General features: G+C 59.8%; 15 protein-coding genes. 4 read left to right on the forward strand and 11 right to left on the reverse strand.

From position 1 onward, the window contains the following. Window positions 1-45: 45 nt before the first annotated feature. A complete protein-coding gene (gene gdhA, locus QZ298_RS06525) occupies window positions 46-1,383 on the reverse strand; it encodes an NADP-specific glutamate dehydrogenase (protein ID WP_296006985.1) in 1,338 nt (445 codons plus the stop codon). A gap of 82 nt (window positions 1,384-1,465) precedes the next feature. Next, the gene (locus QZ298_RS06530; RefSeq protein ID WP_296006988.1) at window positions 1,466-4,459 is read right to left on the reverse strand and encodes a PEP/pyruvate-binding domain-containing protein; all 2,994 of its coding nucleotides are present in this window, start codon (window positions 4,457-4,459) and stop codon (window positions 1,466-1,468) included. A gap of 134 nt (window positions 4,460-4,593) precedes the next feature. On the opposite strand from QZ298_RS06530, the gene QZ298_RS06535 reads away from it, so the two are divergent. From QZ298_RS06535 to QZ298_RS06545, 3 genes are all read left to right on the forward strand, one after another. Further along, entirely contained in the window at window positions 4,594-5,802 is a 1,209-nt protein-coding gene (locus QZ298_RS06535; protein WP_296006991.1) for a hypothetical protein, read from the forward strand. A 33-nt stretch (window positions 5,803-5,835) separates the two neighbouring features. Beyond that, a complete protein-coding gene (gene gcvT / locus QZ298_RS06540; protein WP_296006994.1) occupies window positions 5,836-6,936 on the forward strand; it encodes a glycine cleavage system aminomethyltransferase GcvT in 1,101 nt (366 codons plus the stop codon). Window positions 6,937-7,279: 343 nt separating this feature from the next. Continuing rightward, the gene (locus QZ298_RS06545) at window positions 7,280-8,251 is read left to right on the forward strand and encodes a dihydroorotate dehydrogenase-like protein (protein WP_296006996.1); all 972 of its coding nucleotides are present in this window, start codon (window positions 7,280-7,282) and stop codon (window positions 8,249-8,251) included. 27 nt (window positions 8,252-8,278) lie between these two features. Here QZ298_RS06545 and QZ298_RS06550 read toward each other — a convergent pair whose 3' ends face one another. From QZ298_RS06550 to ftsY, 6 genes are all read right to left on the reverse strand, one after another. Continuing rightward, window positions 8,279-8,902 carry an HD domain-containing protein gene (locus QZ298_RS06550; RefSeq protein WP_296006999.1) on the reverse strand — a complete coding sequence of 208 codons (624 nt, stop codon included), beginning with the start codon at window positions 8,900-8,902 and terminating at the stop codon, window positions 8,279-8,281. Between the two features lie 212 nt (window positions 8,903-9,114). Then, window positions 9,115-10,662: a ribonuclease Y gene (gene rny / locus QZ298_RS06555; protein ID WP_296007002.1), complete on the reverse strand. Its 1,548-nt coding sequence runs from the start codon at window positions 10,660-10,662 to the stop codon at window positions 9,115-9,117. A 299-nt stretch (window positions 10,663-10,961) separates the two neighbouring features. Continuing rightward, complete coding sequence (locus QZ298_RS06560; protein WP_296007005.1) at window positions 10,962-11,261, reverse strand: cell division protein ZapA; 300 nt, start codon at window positions 11,259-11,261, stop codon at window positions 10,962-10,964. A gap of 56 nt (window positions 11,262-11,317) precedes the next feature. Beyond that, window positions 11,318-11,671: a hypothetical protein gene (locus QZ298_RS06565; protein WP_296007008.1), complete on the reverse strand. Its 354-nt coding sequence runs from the start codon at window positions 11,669-11,671 to the stop codon at window positions 11,318-11,320. 62 nt (window positions 11,672-11,733) lie between these two features. Next, entirely contained in the window at window positions 11,734-13,032 is a 1,299-nt protein-coding gene (gene rimO, locus QZ298_RS06570; protein ID WP_296007012.1) for a 30S ribosomal protein S12 methylthiotransferase RimO, read from the reverse strand. Between the two features lie 8 nt (window positions 13,033-13,040). Beyond that, entirely contained in the window at window positions 13,041-14,045 is a 1,005-nt protein-coding gene (ftsY, locus tag QZ298_RS06575) for a signal recognition particle-docking protein FtsY (protein ID WP_296007014.1), read from the reverse strand. A 151-nt stretch (window positions 14,046-14,196) separates the two neighbouring features. Here ftsY and QZ298_RS06580 point away from each other — a divergent pair, with 151 nt between their 5' ends. Further along, on the forward strand, window positions 14,197-15,063 hold the full coding sequence (locus tag QZ298_RS06580; protein ID WP_296007017.1) for a hypothetical protein: 867 nt from the start codon (window positions 14,197-14,199) through the stop codon (window positions 15,061-15,063). Between the two features lie 121 nt (window positions 15,064-15,184). On the opposite strand, the gene QZ298_RS06585 is transcribed toward QZ298_RS06580, so the two are convergent. Genes QZ298_RS06585 through rpmB form a run of 3 tightly spaced genes read right to left on the reverse strand, consistent with a single transcriptional unit; the run spans window position 15,185 to window position 15,790 of the window. After that, window positions 15,185-15,346, reverse strand: coding sequence for a DUF4295 domain-containing protein (locus tag QZ298_RS06585; RefSeq protein ID WP_296007020.1), 162 nt, complete (start codon window positions 15,344-15,346; stop codon window positions 15,185-15,187). 12 nt (window positions 15,347-15,358) lie between these two features. After that, window positions 15,359-15,541, reverse strand: a complete 183-nt coding sequence (gene rpmG / locus QZ298_RS06590) for a 50S ribosomal protein L33 (protein WP_091536047.1) — start codon at window positions 15,539-15,541, stop codon at window positions 15,359-15,361. 15 nt (window positions 15,542-15,556) lie between these two features. After that, window positions 15,557-15,790: a 50S ribosomal protein L28 gene (rpmB, locus tag QZ298_RS06595; RefSeq protein ID WP_296007024.1), complete on the reverse strand. Its 234-nt coding sequence runs from the start codon at window positions 15,788-15,790 to the stop codon at window positions 15,557-15,559. Between the last annotated feature and the right edge of the window lie 110 nt (window positions 15,791-15,900).

Genomic DNA, 15,900 nt, shown 5'->3' on the forward strand with positions numbered 1-15,900 from the left:
TGGGAAGTCGAGACTTCCCACCTTCTTCTTTGTGCGGCGCGATGATTACAGGATGCCCTGCTCGACCATCGACTTGGCCACCTTCATGAAGCCGGCGATGTTGGCGCCCTTCATGTAGTTGATGTAGCCATCCTTCTCGGTGCCGTACTCCAGGCAGGCGCCGTGGATCGACGACATGATCTGGTGCAGCTTGGCGTCGACCTCCTCGGCCGTCCAGTTGAGTTTTTGCGAGTTCTGCGTCATTTCGAGTCCCGACGTAGCCACGCCGCCCGCATTCACGGCCTTGCCCGGGCCGTAGGGAATCTTCGCAGCGATGAACGCGTCGATCGCCTCGGGGCGGCAGCCCATGTTCGAAACCTCGGCCACGATCTTCACGCCGTTGGCCAGCAGTTGCTTGGCATCTTCGCCGTCCAGTTCGTTCTGCGTAGCGCACGGCATGGCGATGTCGACCTTGACCTCCCACGGCTTGCGGCCTGCAACGAACTTCGAACCCGGGAACTTGTCGGCATAAGGAGCCACCACGTCGTTGTTCGAGGCGCGCAGTTCGAGCATGTAGGCGATCTTCCCGGCATCGAGACCGGCAGGATCGTAGATGTAGCCGTCGGGGCCGGAGATGGTCACTACTTTGGCGCCCAGCTCCGTGGCTTTCGTCGCGGCGCCCCAGGCCACGTTGCCGAAGCCCGAGATGGCGATCGTCTGGCCCTTGATCTCCATGCCGGCCTTTTCGAGCATCTGGCGCAGGAAGTAGACGGCGCCGAAGCCCGTGGCCTCGGGACGGATGAGCGAACCGCCGTAGGTCATGCCCTTGCCCGTCAGTACGCCTGTGTTTTCGCGCGCCAGCTTGCGGTACATCCCGTAGAGGTAGCCGATTTCGCGGCCGCCCACGCCGATGTCGCCGGCCGGTACGTCGGTCTCGGGGCCGATGTGGCGCCACAACTCGGTCATGAAGGCCTGGCAGAAGCGCATCACTTCACGATCCGACTTGCCCTTGGGGTTGAAGTCCGAACCGCCCTTCGCGCCGCCCATCGGCAGCGTCGTCAGCGCGTTCTTGAAGATCTGCTCGAAGCCCAGGAATTTCAGGATCGAGGGGTTTACCGAGGGATGGAAACGCAGACCGCCCTTGTAGGGGCCGATGGCGTTGTTGAACTGGAAGCGGTAGCCGGTATTGACCTGCACGTCGCCCTTGTCGTCGACCCATACCACCTTGAACGTGAAGCTGCGGTCGGGTTCCACGATCCGCTCCGCAATGCGGTTGGCTTCGAATTCGGGGTGCTGGTTGTAGGTCTCCTCGACGGTCATCAATACTTCGCGCACGGCCTGCAAATATTCGCTTTCGCCGGGGTGCTTCCGTTCGAGTTCGGTCATCAGATTGTTGACATTCATAGGACTGTTGTGTTTTAAGGTTTGTGTTTATTACAAATGTAGCTATTTTATCGATAGATTGTAATTCTTTTTGCGAAATTTTCTACGAATCGGTTTCTTCCTCCATGTTTTCGCAGACGATTCCTTTGTCCGCCCGCCCGTCGATGCAGACCCACAGCGGCTGCGGGAAGCGCACGCAGCGCAGATAGGGGCCGTCGTAGACGGCTTCGCAGGCGTCCAGCCTGTCTTGGCGGAAGATGCCGTCGCCGCGGAACGGGTTGATGGTCAGGTAACCGACGCCCAAGGAGGTGACGTTTTGGAAAAAATGGGTGCCTTGCGAGGGTTCGACGTCGAATTGTTCGATGCCGCATTCGACGATCGCCTTCGCTTCGGAGATGTGCGTCCACTTCACGGGGATGCCCAGATAGGGATCCGACGATCCCCACCGGCCCGGCCCCACCAGGATGTAGGGGCGTTGTTCTTCGCGCAGGCGGGCGTTCAGAGCCAGCAGTTCGTCGGCGATGCGTTCGGTCGAGAGCGAGTTGAACGCTTCGGTCTTCACATACACGATGTCGGCGATGTCGGCCATGCGTCCTATGCCCAGGGCGCTTTCGCCGTAGATCAGCGCCCGGGAGGTGTCGATCCGGTTCCAGTCGATCGAGCGGTTGGCCTGGTTGTCGATGATGGGGCGGATTTGCAACAGGTTGAAGATTTTCTCGCGGCCGGACGGAACGTCCATGTTCACGGCGAATTCCACCTCCACGGGGCAGCGCATCTCCTCGGCGCCCAGCGCCAGGATGTCGGAGACGATTTCCGCCAGCGGGAAGGTGTTGTATTTCAGTATATTGTTGAATGTGATGATTTTGCGGCCCCGGTCGAACGGGCTGTCGGAGATGCGTTCGTTCTCCCTGTCCCACACCGAGGTCACATGGCGGACGTTGCGGCATTCGCCCAGTTGCGGGAGCGTGAGCCGCCGCAGGTTCACGCCGTCGTCGATCGAGGTGCGGAATTCTTCGGGCCGCAGGCTCAGCGCCAGGATTTCGCTTTGCGTGTCGCGCAGCGCCAGTTCAGGCGTCGAGGTTTGCAGCACCTTGTGCGGATGGCGGGGCGAGAAGCGCAGCGTGCGGCCGCCGTCGACCACCAGTTTGCCCAGTCCCATCGCCACGTTGCAGATGCCGTCTTCCGCTTTCTCGTCGCCGATGGGGTAGCAGTTGATCGAGCGGGCCACGCCCGAGAAAGTCGGGAAGAACAGCCCGTTTTCTTCGGTGCCGCACACCTCCTGGATGATGACGGCCATCTTCTCCTCCGAAATCAGGTTCTGCGACGTCTGGATGTAGGCACGCGACGCCGCGAAGTAGACCGAGGCGTAGACGCTCTTCACGGCGCGCAGCACCAGCCGCAGCATCTGGTCTTCGTTGGCGGCGTAGGGGATCATGTAGGTCGAATAGATGCCCGCGAAAGGTTGGTAATGCGAGTCTTCGAGCTTCGACGACGAGCGTACGGCCAGCGGCGACCGTACCGTGCGGATGTAGGCCTTGAGTTCCTCCTGCAACCGGGCCGGCACGGTCGAGGTAACGAATTCGGAGAGGATCTCCTCGTCGGTAAATTCTTGCGAGACGATGTATTGCAGGCCGTTGAGGGCCATGAATTCGTCGAAGTAATCGGTTGCGATGACCACCGAACGCGGAATCATGATCCGTACCCCTTCGTGTTTGTCGTACTGGCGGTGCTTGATGAGCATCGAGTTCATGAAAGCCAGACCGCGCGCCTTGCCGCCCAGCGAACCTTCGCCGATGCGGGCGAAAGCCACCGCGTCGGAGTAGGTTTCGGGGTCGAAGCGCGCCACCACGCCCTGCCCCAGCAGCGTGCGGTAGTCGCGGATCAGACCGACCAGCGCGCGCCGGTGTTCGTCGACCGAGGCGAAGTGGCTCTTGTTGTGGCGGCGGATCGAGGCTGCGAGCGGAAAGAGTCCCCGCGAATAGAGCCATTTCGACAGGTGGTTCTGCGAGGTGTGGTATTCGAACGCGTCGTCGGGCACCGTGGCGATCATCTGTTGCATCTGCGCCAGGTCTTTGGCCCGGCCGATCACCGTGCCCGTCGCAGGATCGCGGAAGATGAAGTCGCCGAACGCGAATTCGGCAGATATGTAGTTCTGCAACTCCGAGAGCAGCGTTTTGGAGTTCTTGGCGATGAATCCGGCGCCCAGTTCGCGGGCCTGCTCGGCCAGTTCGACCTGCGACGATTGCAGCAGCACGGGCATCAGCGGATTGTCGCGGCGGATGCGGCGGCAGAGTTCCAGCCCGGCGTCGGGCCGCTCCAGGGCCGGCGGATCGTCGGGGCGCATGACGAACCCCACGTCCGAAATCACGCCCAGCAGGTTGTTCTTGTAGCGGTCGTAGAGTTCGGTCGCCTCGTCGTAGTTGGTCGCCAGCAGCACCTTGGGGCGTGCCCGCTTGCGCAGGATCTGTTGTTGTTCGTTGAGCGCATCCTTCAGAAATTCTGTGTTCTGCATCAGCAGCAGCCGGTACAGTTCGGGCAGGTAGGTGGAGTAGAAGCGGATCGAGTCTTCGACCAGCAGGATGGCCTGCACGCCCCCTTGCAGGATGTCTTCCTCGGCGTTCATCTTGTCCTCGACCAGCTTGATGATGGCGATGATCAGGTCGTTGTTGCCGTGCCAGCAGAAGATGTAGTCCAGGCCCGAGCGGTCTTGTTCCTCGATGCGGCGGTAGATGTCTTTCGAAAAGGAGGTCAGCAACGCTACCGGAATTTGCGGATGGCGCTCCTTGACGATCTTGGCGAACGTGAAGACGTCGACTTCGCCCACGTTGTACATCGTCAGGATGAAGTCGAACGTGTCGTCCTCGGCCAGCAGCTCCAGCGCTTCGGCCGTCGAACTCACGCGTGTGAACGACGGCGGGTTGGAGAGATTCAGGTCGAGGTACTCTTGGTTGATCTGCGATTCGATGTGTCCGTCCTCTTCCAGGATGTAGCCGTCGTAGCTGCAACATACCAGCAAGATTTTGTGCATCCGGTACTTCATGAAGCGGTGCGGCGTCCGGGTTCCGTCGGGCAGGTATTCTTCGAGTCGTTTTTCCATAGAGCGTCTTCGGATCATTTTTTTCGGGGCGGGTTCCGGCTTTCGGTGCGGCCGCGGCAAAGTTGCGTTCGATTCCCTAACAAATATAGAAAAAAATGGTTATCTTTGGTGCGGTTCCTTATAAATATCCTACGATGAAGTCGCAAAAATATCTTTTGCAGGAGGTCGCCGCGCCGCAGACGGAGCGCGAATGGCTCGATTTTCCGAAAAAACTCTACAAGGGCAACCCCAACTGGGTCTGCCCCCTCGACGACGACGTGCGCGAGGTCTTCGATCCTGCGCGCAACGAACTTTTCGCCGGCGGCGAAGCTGTCCGCTGGGTGGCTCGCGATGCTTCGGGCGAGGTCGTGGGGCGCATCGCCGCGTTCTACAACCGCGAGAAGGCCGCATTGGAGGAGCAGCCCACGGGCGGCTGCGGATTCTTCGAGGCGGTCGACTGCCAGGAGGTGGCCGACATGTTGTTCGACGCGGCCCGCATGTGGCTCGCCAGCCGCGGCATGGAGGCGATGGACGGCCCGATCAACTTCGGGCAGCGGCGCGACTGGTGGGGGCTGCTGGTCGAGGGCTACGAGTTCCAGCCGCTCTACAAGAACCCCTACAACGCTCCTTATTATAAGGAGTTGTTCGAGAACTACGGTTTCAAGAACTATTTCAATCAGCACAGCTTCATCTGGCGCAAGGATGCTTCGGAGGCCAACAAGCAGATTTTCGCCCGCGCCGAGCATCTCTATGCGACGCCCGGTTACCGCGTCGAGAATATCGACATGCACAACCTGGAGGAGGCCGCCGAGAGCTTCCGCGTGGTCTACAACAGGGCTTGGGCGCTCTTCTCGGGCGTCAAGCCCATGACGCAGAGCGAGGCGCTGGCTATGATGCGCGCCATCAAGCCTGTTATCGATCCCGACATCGTGTTCTTCGCCTACTACAACGAGGAGCCGATCGGCTTTTTCGTCACGGTGCCCGACCTCAACCGCCTGATCGGCAAGTTCCGCGGCAAGTTCGGGTTGTGGCAGAAGCTGCGGCTGATGTGGGACTTGAAAGTCCGCAAGTCGTGCGACCGCATCTTCGGCATCATCTTCGGCATCGCGCCCGAGTTCCACGGCAAGGGGGTGGAGTCGGCGATCATGGTCGAATATTGGAAATATATGGAGCGCAAGGACATCCCCTACAAGACTCTGGAGCTGGCTTGGATCGGCGACTTCAATCCTGTGATGAACCGCATGATCGAGACCTACGTCTGCGCTTCGCGCCATAAGATACACACTACCTACCGTTATCTTTTCGACCGCGAAAAGGAATTCCACCGTTGTCCGCGTCTGGGCATGAAGAAACGCCAAGAATAGTCTCGAACCGGCTACCATAAAACTTCATTTTCTATGAAAACCACTGCTTTTACCAAGTATCACATCGCCGCAGGGGCCAAGATGGCCGAGTTCGCGGGGTACAACATGCCCATCGAGTTTTCGGGCATCAACGACGAACACATGACCGTGCGCCAGGGTGCCGGGGTCTTCGACGTCAGCCACATGGGCGAAATCTGGGTCAAGGGGCCTAAGGCGCTCGCCCTTTTGCAGCGCATTACCTCCAACGACGTGTCGAAGCTCTACGACGGCAAGGTGCAATATTCCTGCATGCCCAACGGACGAGGCGGCATCGTCGACGACATTCTGGTCTATCGCGTCGACGCCGAGACCTATCTGCTGGTGGTCAATGCCGCCAATGTCGAAAAGGACTGGCAGCACATCTGCGCCGAGGGGGCCCAGATGGGTATGCAGGCCGGCCACGGCAAGGAACTTTACAACGCCTCGGACGAAATCTGCCAGCTGGCCGTCCAGGGGCCGCTGGCGATGAAGATCGTGCAGAAGATGTGCGACGAACCGGTGGAGGAGATGGAATACTACACGTTCCGCAAGATGCGGGTCGCCGGGTGCGACGCGATCCTTTCGATCACGGGCTACACCGGGTCGGGCGGCTGCGAAATCTATGTGGCCAACGAGGACGGCGACAAACTGTGGGCTGCGCTCTGGAAGGCCGGTGCCGAATACGGGCTGAAAAACATCGGTCTCGGTGCGCGCGACACCCTGCGTCTGGAAAAGGGCTTCTGTCTCTATGGCAACGACATCGACGACACGACCTCGCCCATCGAGGCCGGCCTGGGCTGGATTACCAAGTTCGCCGAGGGCAAGGAGTTCATCGACCGCCCGCTGATGGAGAAGCAGAAAGCCGATGGCGTGACGCGCAAGCTGGTCGGCTTCAAGATGATCGATCGCGGCATACCGCGCCACGGTTATACGCTGGCGGCTCCGGACGGCGCGCCGATCGGCCACGTGACGTCGGGCACCATGTCGCCGTGTCTGAAGATCGGTTTCGGCTTGGGCTATGTCGCAGCGGAGTTCGCCAAGCCTGGGACGGAGATTGCTGTTATCGTTCGCGAAAAACCGTTGAAAGCCGAGGTAGTAAAGATACCGTTCGTTTAGCGAGGGTTTCCGACCATTCGTTCGCGTCCTGCCGGTCTTGCCCGGCGGGACGTTTTTGTTGGGCAGGGGCTGCAGATCATAGGGCCGTCGGCTCCCGGAGAGTCGAATATTTGCCCGCTCTTGGGGAATCAAGGTGTCGGCGAATTCCGGACATCAAGTTCTTGCTCGCCCTCGAAGATCGACTCCCTTTCCGCTTGCGGCGAATCGAGTTCCTGCCGACAGGAAAGAGCGTGGCTGTGCCGCTCGAAACGGTCGGATCGATTTGTGGGGGCATAATCATCGACGGTCGGGTGGATTTTTCGGCATAATAATCGCGGTAGGGCTGACATATGATTGTTCAGCTATGAAAACGCATTATCTTGGTTTGGAGTTGTCGTCGCCCGTTGTCGTCGCCAGCTCGCCTTATACCGCTACCCGGGAAAATATCGAAAAGTGCGCGGCACAGGGTGCCGGCGCCGTGGTGTTGAAGTCCATTTTCGAGGAGCAGGTGCTGCATCGCGCCGCGGCGTTCGACTATCGGCCGCAGGGGATGGGCGATTCGGGCGAGTACCTCGAACGCTACCTCGGCGACGCTTACAAACTCGATTTCTTGCAGTTGATCGGCGATGCGCGCAAGACCGGACTGCCCGTCATCGCCAGTGTCAATTGCGTGTCGGCCGGCAACGGGTGGGTCGACTATGCTGCGGCGATGGCCGATGCCGGGGCGGCGGCTTTGGAGTTGAACATCTTTTTCCAGCCGACCGATCCGTGTCGTTCGGCCCGGGAGATCGAATGCGATTACGCGGCCGTCGTGCAGCGGGTGGTCGAGGCGGTCGGGATTCCGGTTTCGGTCAAGTTGCCCATGCGGCTGACCAACGTCCTGGCCGTGGCCGATGCGTTGCGCCGGTGCGGTGCCCGGGGCGTCGTGCTGTTCAACCGGTTTTTCGAACCCGACATCGACATCGAGCGCATGGAGTTCGTCGCCGGCGATCCGTTCAGCCGGCCGTCGGAGCTGCGCAACGTGTTGCGTAGTGCGGCACTTTGTAATGCCGCCTTGCCCGAGTTGGATTTGTCCGTTTCGACAGGCGTGCACGACGGTGCGGCCGCCGTCAAGGCTTTGTTATGCGGTGCCCGGGCGGTGCAGGTGTGTTCGGCGATTCATATAAACGGCTATGGCGCGATTGCGGAGATCGGTCGTTTCGTCGACGAGTGGGCCGAGCGACACGGGTTCGCGTCGCTCGACGATTTCCGAGGAACGATGAACTACGGCAACCCTGGCAATGCGCTTTTCCAGCGGGTGCAGTATATGAAATATTTCCCGCTCAAGGATAAATAAAACGTTATTAAGATTAATTAAAACGTTTTAATGTCCGGTTTCCTGCGTGTAGATTTCATCGAAGCGGCGGCGGAGCGTTTCGCGGTCGCGGATCACGGCGCGTAGTTCTTCGAGACGCCGGGCGTTGTCCGAGAAAGGAATCCAGAGCCGCAAGTAGCCTCCGTCGGCATATTTCCGTTCCAGATGCTCGCAGCAGCGGGCGTATTGCCCCTCGCGGTCGAGGGCCGGGTTGTGTGCGAGTCCGTATTGGATCGTGCGCCGCAGCACCGTGTCGACGTCGATGCAGCGATCGGCTTCGGCGACGATGCGCCCGTAGATCGTGCAGGGTGCGTGGTCGGACGAGGCGCGGTGGTCTTCGACGGCGTCGCGCATGATGGCGATCTGTTCGTCGGAGAACCATTTGCGCAACACGGGGTCGGCCGCGAGGATTTCGCCCGAGCGGATGTGGTGCCGCTCGCGGCCGTCGGCCAGTCCGGTGTCGTGGTAGGCGGCGATGGTGCAGACCATATCGGGGTCGATGTCGTAGTGGGCCGCCAGGGACTGGCTGCGGGCGATGACCGTGCGGGCATGGTCTCCCCGGTGCGCGGCGTCGAACGCCTCGTAGCGGGGCAGGATGTCGGTTTCGATGTAATTTTGCAGTTCAGGATTCATGGGATGAAAACAAGGAAAAACGAACGGGATTCGCGGCGACACCGTTGTGCCCGCTTGTCGGGAGGGGCGTTCTTCGGCCGGGAAACGACAAGTCCGCTTATTTAAGCGGACTTGTCGATCAATGGCGTCGGACGGGCGAACCGGCATGTATGATATGCCCACGCAACCCTACGCGTCGTTTGCTCTGTGCGATCGTTCGCCGGGGCGCCGGCCTATTTGGCATACGATACGGCCCGGGTCTCGCGGATCACGGTAATCTTTACTTGGCCCGGATAGGTCATTTCGTCCTGAATCTTCTTGGCAATATCGTGCGAGAGACTCTCCGACTCCTGATCGGTCAGCTTGTCGGCGCCGACGATCACGCGCAACTCGCGGCCCGCCTGGATGGCGTAGGTCTTTACCACGCCGGGATACGACAGCGCGATGTCCTCCATCTCTTTCAGTCGCTTGATGTAGCTCTCGACCACTTCGCGGCGTGCGCCGGGGCGCGCTCCCGATATGGCGTCGCACACCTGGATGATCGGCGCGATGAGCGACGACATCTCCACCTCGTCGTGGTGGGCGCCGATGGCATTGCATACCTCGGGCTTCTCCTTGTACTTGTCGGCCAGCTTCATGCCGATGATGGCGTGCGGCAGCTCGGGTTCGTCGTCGGGCACCTTGCCGATGTCGTGGAGCAGACCGGCGCGGCGGGCGATCTTGGGGTTCAGCCCCAGCTCGGCGGCCATGATGCCGGCCAGGTTGGCCGTTTCGCGGGCGTGTTGCAGGAGGTTCTGGCCGTAGGACGAGCGGTATTTCATCTTGCCGATCATGCGGATCAGCTCGGGATGCAGGCCGTGGATGCCCAGGTCGATGGTCGTGCGCTTGCCCACCTCGACGATCTCCTCCTCGATCTGTTTGCGGACTTTGGCCACGACCTCCTCGATGCGGGCGGGGTGGATGCGGCCGTCGGTAACCAGCTGGTGCAGCGACAGACGCGCGATTTCGCGGCGCACGGGGTCGAAGCCGCTCAAGATGATCGCCTCGGGCGTGTCGTCGACGATGATCTCGATGCCCGTGGCGGCCTCCAGAGCGCGGATGTTGCGGCCCTCGCGGCCGATGATGCGGCCCTTGACCTCGTCGCTCTCGATGTTGAAGACCGTCACGGCGTTTTCGATGGCCGTCTCGGTGGCGACGCGCTGGATCGAAGCCACGATGATGCGCTTGGCCTCTTTCGAAGCGGTCATCTTGGCCTCCTCGATGGTCTCGTTGATGTAGGCGGCCGCTTCGGTCTTGGCCTCGGCTTTCATGTTGTCGATGAGGATGTTCTTGGCGTCTTCGGTGCTCATGCCCGAGATCTGCTCCAGGCGGACGTTCTGTTCTCGCTTCATCTGGTCGATCTCCTCCTTCTTGTGCTCCAGGATTTGCAGCTGGTTCTGCATCTGCTCCTTGAGACGGTCGTTCTCGCGGATTCTGTTGTCCAGATCGCGCTGCTGGTTCTGGAGGTTCTGTTCGATCTGCCGGGCGCGCTGTTCGCTCTGGGCGATCTTCTGGTTGCGTTCGTTGACTTGGCGGTCATGCTCGCTCTTGAGCTGCATGAACTTCTCCTTTGCCTGGAGAATCTTCTCCTTCTTGAGCATTTCGCCTTCGGCCTCGGCCTCTTTGAGAGCCGTTTCGCGCCGTTTGCGGATCGACGTGCGGACGACCAGGTTGGTCACCGCGGCGTAGATTCCGACGGCGGCTACGGCGGAGATGCAGGCTGCCAGAATGATGGTATTCATTGGTCTTTACGTGTTTTTTGTGTTAGGGTTTCTGTTATGATATTGTGTCCACTTTTGTCATAAAAAAACCGCATAGTTTCCTTTAGTTTGTTTGACGAATCTGCAAGATAAGTCATGTGTGGAGGCTCCGGCCATCGCAACCTTCCAACGGCACGCCGCAGCGTGCACCCCTTGCGGGGTCAAGGCCTGGTTTTGAAGCGCCCCGAGTTGCTCCAATGTAAGAAGTGTTCAGTTTCGCAAAACTCCAAGGAACCTATGCGGGTAGATTCTTCGTATGTAAAAGAACGTCCGGAGGAACGTTACCCCTCCAAAGTGTTGAGGTAGGCGTCGAGTTCTTCGTCGAGCCGCTCCAGCCGCCCCAGGTCGTCGTCGTCCGGCTCGCGGCTCAGCCGCGCGGCCACGTTGGCGATGGCGAACTTGAGCGCCGTCATCGAGAGATAGTCCTGCTCGCCCCAGTTGCGGATGTTCTGCTGTTTGATCAATGCCAGAAAACCGTTTACCTCGCGTTCGGCCAGACGGTAGACCTCTTCCTTTTCGCTCTCGATGGAGAACGGGTAGCTTCTGCCTGCTATTTTCAGCGTTATCGCCTGCTTGGCCATGTTCGTTCCGTCTCTCGTTTTTTAGCCGTTTTAGGGCTGGGCGTCAATGTATTTTCTCAATCTTCTTCAACTTCGGGCGCCGGTTCCTGCGGCTGTGCGGCCCTCTCCTGCGTTTCTTGTCCCGAACGTTCGAGCAAGGCCAGACACTTGTCCACCTCCCGCATAAGTTGGTTGACGCGTGCCCTCGCTTTGTCCCGGTTGCTGCTTCCGCCCGCCAGCCCCTCGGTCAGCTGCATGCGCGCCACCTCGGCATCGAGTTCGCGGATGCGTCTTTCGAGCGTTCGGTTTTCGTCGCGCAGCGCGTCGCGCTGGGCCGTCAGTTCCGCGCAAAGTCCCTTGAGACGGCGGTGCTCCTCGATGAGCCGCCGGGTCCGGGTCTCGATATTTTCGATCACGCTTTTGTCGGTCATGACTGGCGTCCGGATTGCGTTTCCCTCTCAAAGGTACGAAAAAGAACGGGAATACGCAAATTTTATTTTGCGACGACCTCGCCGTAGAGGTCGTAGTCGGCCGCCGAGGTCATGCGCACCGGGTAGAAACGGCCGCGTTGCAGCCGTCGTCCGGCAGCCGGAATCAACACTTCCTGATCGACTTCGGGCGAGTCGTATTGGGTGCGCCCCACGTAGAAGTCGCCCTGCCGCGAATCGATGATCGTCCGTTCGGTGCGTCCCACGCGGCGGCGGTTGTTCTCCAGCGCGATTTCGCGTTGCAGGGCCATGATCCGCTCGACCCGTTGCTGCTTGACCGCTTCGGGGATGTCGTCGCGCAGCCGGAGTGCCGAATGGGTGCCCTCCTCCTCGGAGTAGGCGAAAACCCCGAGCCGCTCGAAGCGCACTGCGCGGACGAACTCCTCCAGTTCGGCGAAGTCGGCGTCGCTTTCGCCCGGATAACCGACCAGCAGGGTCGTGCGCAGCGCCAGGTCGGGGATCGCGTGCCGCAACTTGTCGATCAGCTCCATCGCCTCGGCCTTGGTGTGGCGGCGCAGCATGGCCGACAACTGATTGTCGGCGATATGTTGGAACGGGATGTCGAGGTATTTGCAGATTTTGGGTTCCGAGGCCATCGTTTCGATCACCTCGTCGGGGAAGCCGGCCGGGTAGGCATAGTGGAGACGCAGCCACTCGATGCCGTCGATGCGGCAGAGCCGGCGCAGCAGCTCGGCCAGCATACGTTTGCCGTAGAGGTCGATGCCGTAGTAGGTGGTGTCCTGGGCGATGACGAGCAGCTCGCGGACGCCCTGGGCGGCCAACTTGCGGGCCTCCTCTTCGAGCACCTCCATGGGGACGGAGACGTGCGGCCCGCGGATGAGCGGAATGGCGCAGTAGCCGCATTTCCAGTTGCAGCCCTCCGAAATCTTGAGGCAGGCGTAGTGGCGCGGCGTTGTGAGGTGCCGTTCGGTGGCCAGCGCCGCGTCGTCGGCAGCGCCCAAGGCGCGAACGATGCCCTCCCAGGTGCGGGCGCCGAAGTAGTCGTCGACCTCGGGGATTTCGGCCCGCAGCTCGTCGGCATAGCGCTCGGAGAGACAGCCGATGACGAAGAGCCGCTCGATGCGCCCCGCCTTTTTTGCTTCGGCGGCCCGGAGAATCATATCGATCGACTCCTGCTTGGCATCGCCGATGAATCCGCAGGTGTTGACGACCACGGTTTTGGCGTCGGTGCGGTCGCTGTCGAACATGACCTCGTAGCCGGCGGCCGCCAGCCGGGCCATGAGGTGCTCGCTGTCGACCGTATTCTTGGAACACCCGAGAGTGATGACGTTGATCTTCTTCATGCTGCGGGTCAGTTTTCCTCCTTGCCGAACAAAGCGTCGACGAATGCTCGGCGGTCGAACATCTTCAACTGGTCGATGCCCTCGCCGATGCCGATGTAGCGCACCGGCACGCGGAAGCGGTCGCTGATGCCGATTACCACGCCGCCTTTGGCCGTGCCGTCGAGCTTGGTAATAGCCAGCGAGGTAACTTGCGTGGCCTGAGTGAACTGCTTGGCCTGTTCGAAAGCGTTCTGCCCGGTCGAGCCGTCGAGCACGAGCATGACCTCATGCGGTGCGCCGGGGATCACTTTGGCCATGACGTTTCGGATTTTGGTCAGCTCGTTCATCAGCCCTACCTTGTTGTGCAGGCGTCCGGCCGTGTCGATGAGCACTACGTCGGCGCCGTTGGCTTTGGCCGAAGTGAGCGTGTCGAAAGCCACCGAGGCGGGGTCGGAACCCATCTCCTGGCGGATCATCGTGGCGCCGGCGCGGTCGGCCCACACCTTGAGCTGGTCGATGGCGGCGGCGCGGAACGTGTCGGCGGCGCCGATCCAGACCTTGCGCCCAGTCTTGGCAAGCTGGGCGGCGAGTTTGCCGATGGTGGTGGTCTTGCCGGCCCCGTTGACTCCTACGACCATCACTACATAGGGTTCGCCGGGCCGGGTGTCGAGACCGAAGTGCTCGGCCGAGCCGTGCGCCTCCTCCAGCAGGGCGGCGATCTCCTGGCGCAGGATGGTTTGCAACTCGGAGGCGTTCATGTATTTGTCGCGGGCGGCGCGCTCCTCGATGCGGCGAATGATCTTGACGGTGGTCTCCACGCCGACGTCGGAGGTAATGAGCACCTCTTCCAACTCGTCGAGCAGATCGGCGTCGACGGTCGAGCGGCCGGCCACGGCGCGCGTCAGTTTCGAAAAAAGTCCTGCTTTGGTCTTCTCCAGACCGGCGCTGAGTTCCTTCTGCTCGTGTTGTGCGACCTCGGGTTGTGCGGGAGCCGGAGTGTCGGATTTCTTTTTGAAAATATCGAAAAAAGCCATAATCTTTTGAAATAGTCCCCTGGGGGTATCTGTTTTGCAAAGATAGAAAGATAATAAGAAAGTCTGAAAAAAAACGTTATCTTTGTAAAATATGCTCCGGCGGCGCACGATGACTTCATGTGCTATCGCCGGCCCGATCATTCGTAATATTATGATGAAGAAAAGAGTATTTTTGGTGTTGGCCTGCGTGTGCGGAACCGCTTCCGTATTGGCGCAGGATTTGATTGTCAAGCGCGATTCGTCGCGCATCGAAGCCCGGGTAACGGAGGTCTCGCCCTCGGAGGTGCGCTACAAACGCTTCTCCAACCCCGACGGGCCTACCTATGTACTGCCCACGGCCGACATTCATGCGATCCGCTATGCTAACGGCGAGGAGGAAGTTTACGAACTGCCGGCACCGAAATCTATGTCATCCGCACCAGGCACGGAGCCGGGTTCGACTTCGGGTTCGACGGCATCCCCGGCGCCGCGACAGTATGAAGTGGGCGACTACTACGAGCGCGGCGATGTGCGGGGCGTGGTGTTCCAGGTCGAGGAGGACGGATGGCACGGAACGATAATCTCGCTCGACGAAATCATGCTTCCGTGGTGCGTTTTCCGCAAGGCGGATGCTTTTGCGACGGGGGCCGACGACCTGAAAGACGGCATGGCGAATATGGAGACTTTGGAACGCTACATTGCTGCGCATGGACTGTCGTGGGCCGACTTCCCGGCTTTCGAATGGTGCCGCGGGCTGGGCGAAGGGTGGTATCTGCCTTCGATCGACGAAATGTTGGTCGCCGGACATTGCTACAACGGCGGTTCGCGCACGCGCTATGACCGCAAGGCTCGCAACCGGTTCAACGACACGCTGCGGGAGCACGGCGGCAAGCGGATGGATCGCATGGTCTACTATTTTACCTCGACCGAGCAGGATGCCGACCATGCCTACACGACCCATATGGATCTGGAGCCGCCCTATTCGCAGCCGATTCCGAAGCACAACCGGTTTCTGGTGCGGGCCGTACACCGATTCTGAAACGGGGACGATGGGAAGGCAAGGGGCTGCGAGGCTGCTGTTTCCATCGCTGTCCGGAATATAAATACAAAGGGCATCCCGCGGGATGCCCTTTGTATTTAAGAGTCCGGCTCTTAAAATACTATTTCTTCTCGTCAGCGAAGAATTCCTTTACCTGGTCGTTGGGGATGATGCCTTCCTTGAACATATAGGCGCCGGTCTTCTCCGATTTGACCATCTTGATGCACTTGGTAAAGTTCTTACCCGTGCCGGTTTTCAGTGTTGCGACTACTTTCTTTGCCATGGTGTGCTAAAACTATTTGATTTCACGGTGAACAGTGACGCGCTTGAGGAACGGGTTGTACTTGCGGCGCTCCAGACGGTCGGGGGTGTTCTTCTTGTTCTTGGTGGTAATGTAGCGGGACATGCCTGCCACACCGCTTTCTTTCTGCTCGGTGCATTCGAGGATGACTTGCACGCGATTGCCTTTCTTAGCCATTGTGACGATTGATTTTTAGTAAACGGTTTTGGGGGCTGCGGCTTCGCGGAGAGCTACCTCCAAGCCTTTCTTGTTGATGGTTTTCATGCCGGCGGCCGTCACCTTGAGCGTGATCCAGCGACCCTCCTGCTCCGACCAGAAGCGCTTGGTTTTCAGATTGGGACTGAATTTGCGCTTGGTCTTGTGGTGCGAGTGGGAGACGTTGTTGCCCACGATCGCCACCTTGCCTGTGATTTCGCAAACTTTCATTGGTTGTTTGATTTTTTGGTTAAAATCCGCATAAAACGGGATGCAAATATACGCTATTTTTTGAGAAATAGCAAAGGATCGACGAAAAACCATCTTTCGCGGTGTTGTCT

It is taken from the genome of uncultured Alistipes sp., assembly GCF_910580175.1.
Taxonomy (GTDB): Bacteria; Bacteroidota; Bacteroidia; order Bacteroidales; family Rikenellaceae; genus Alistipes.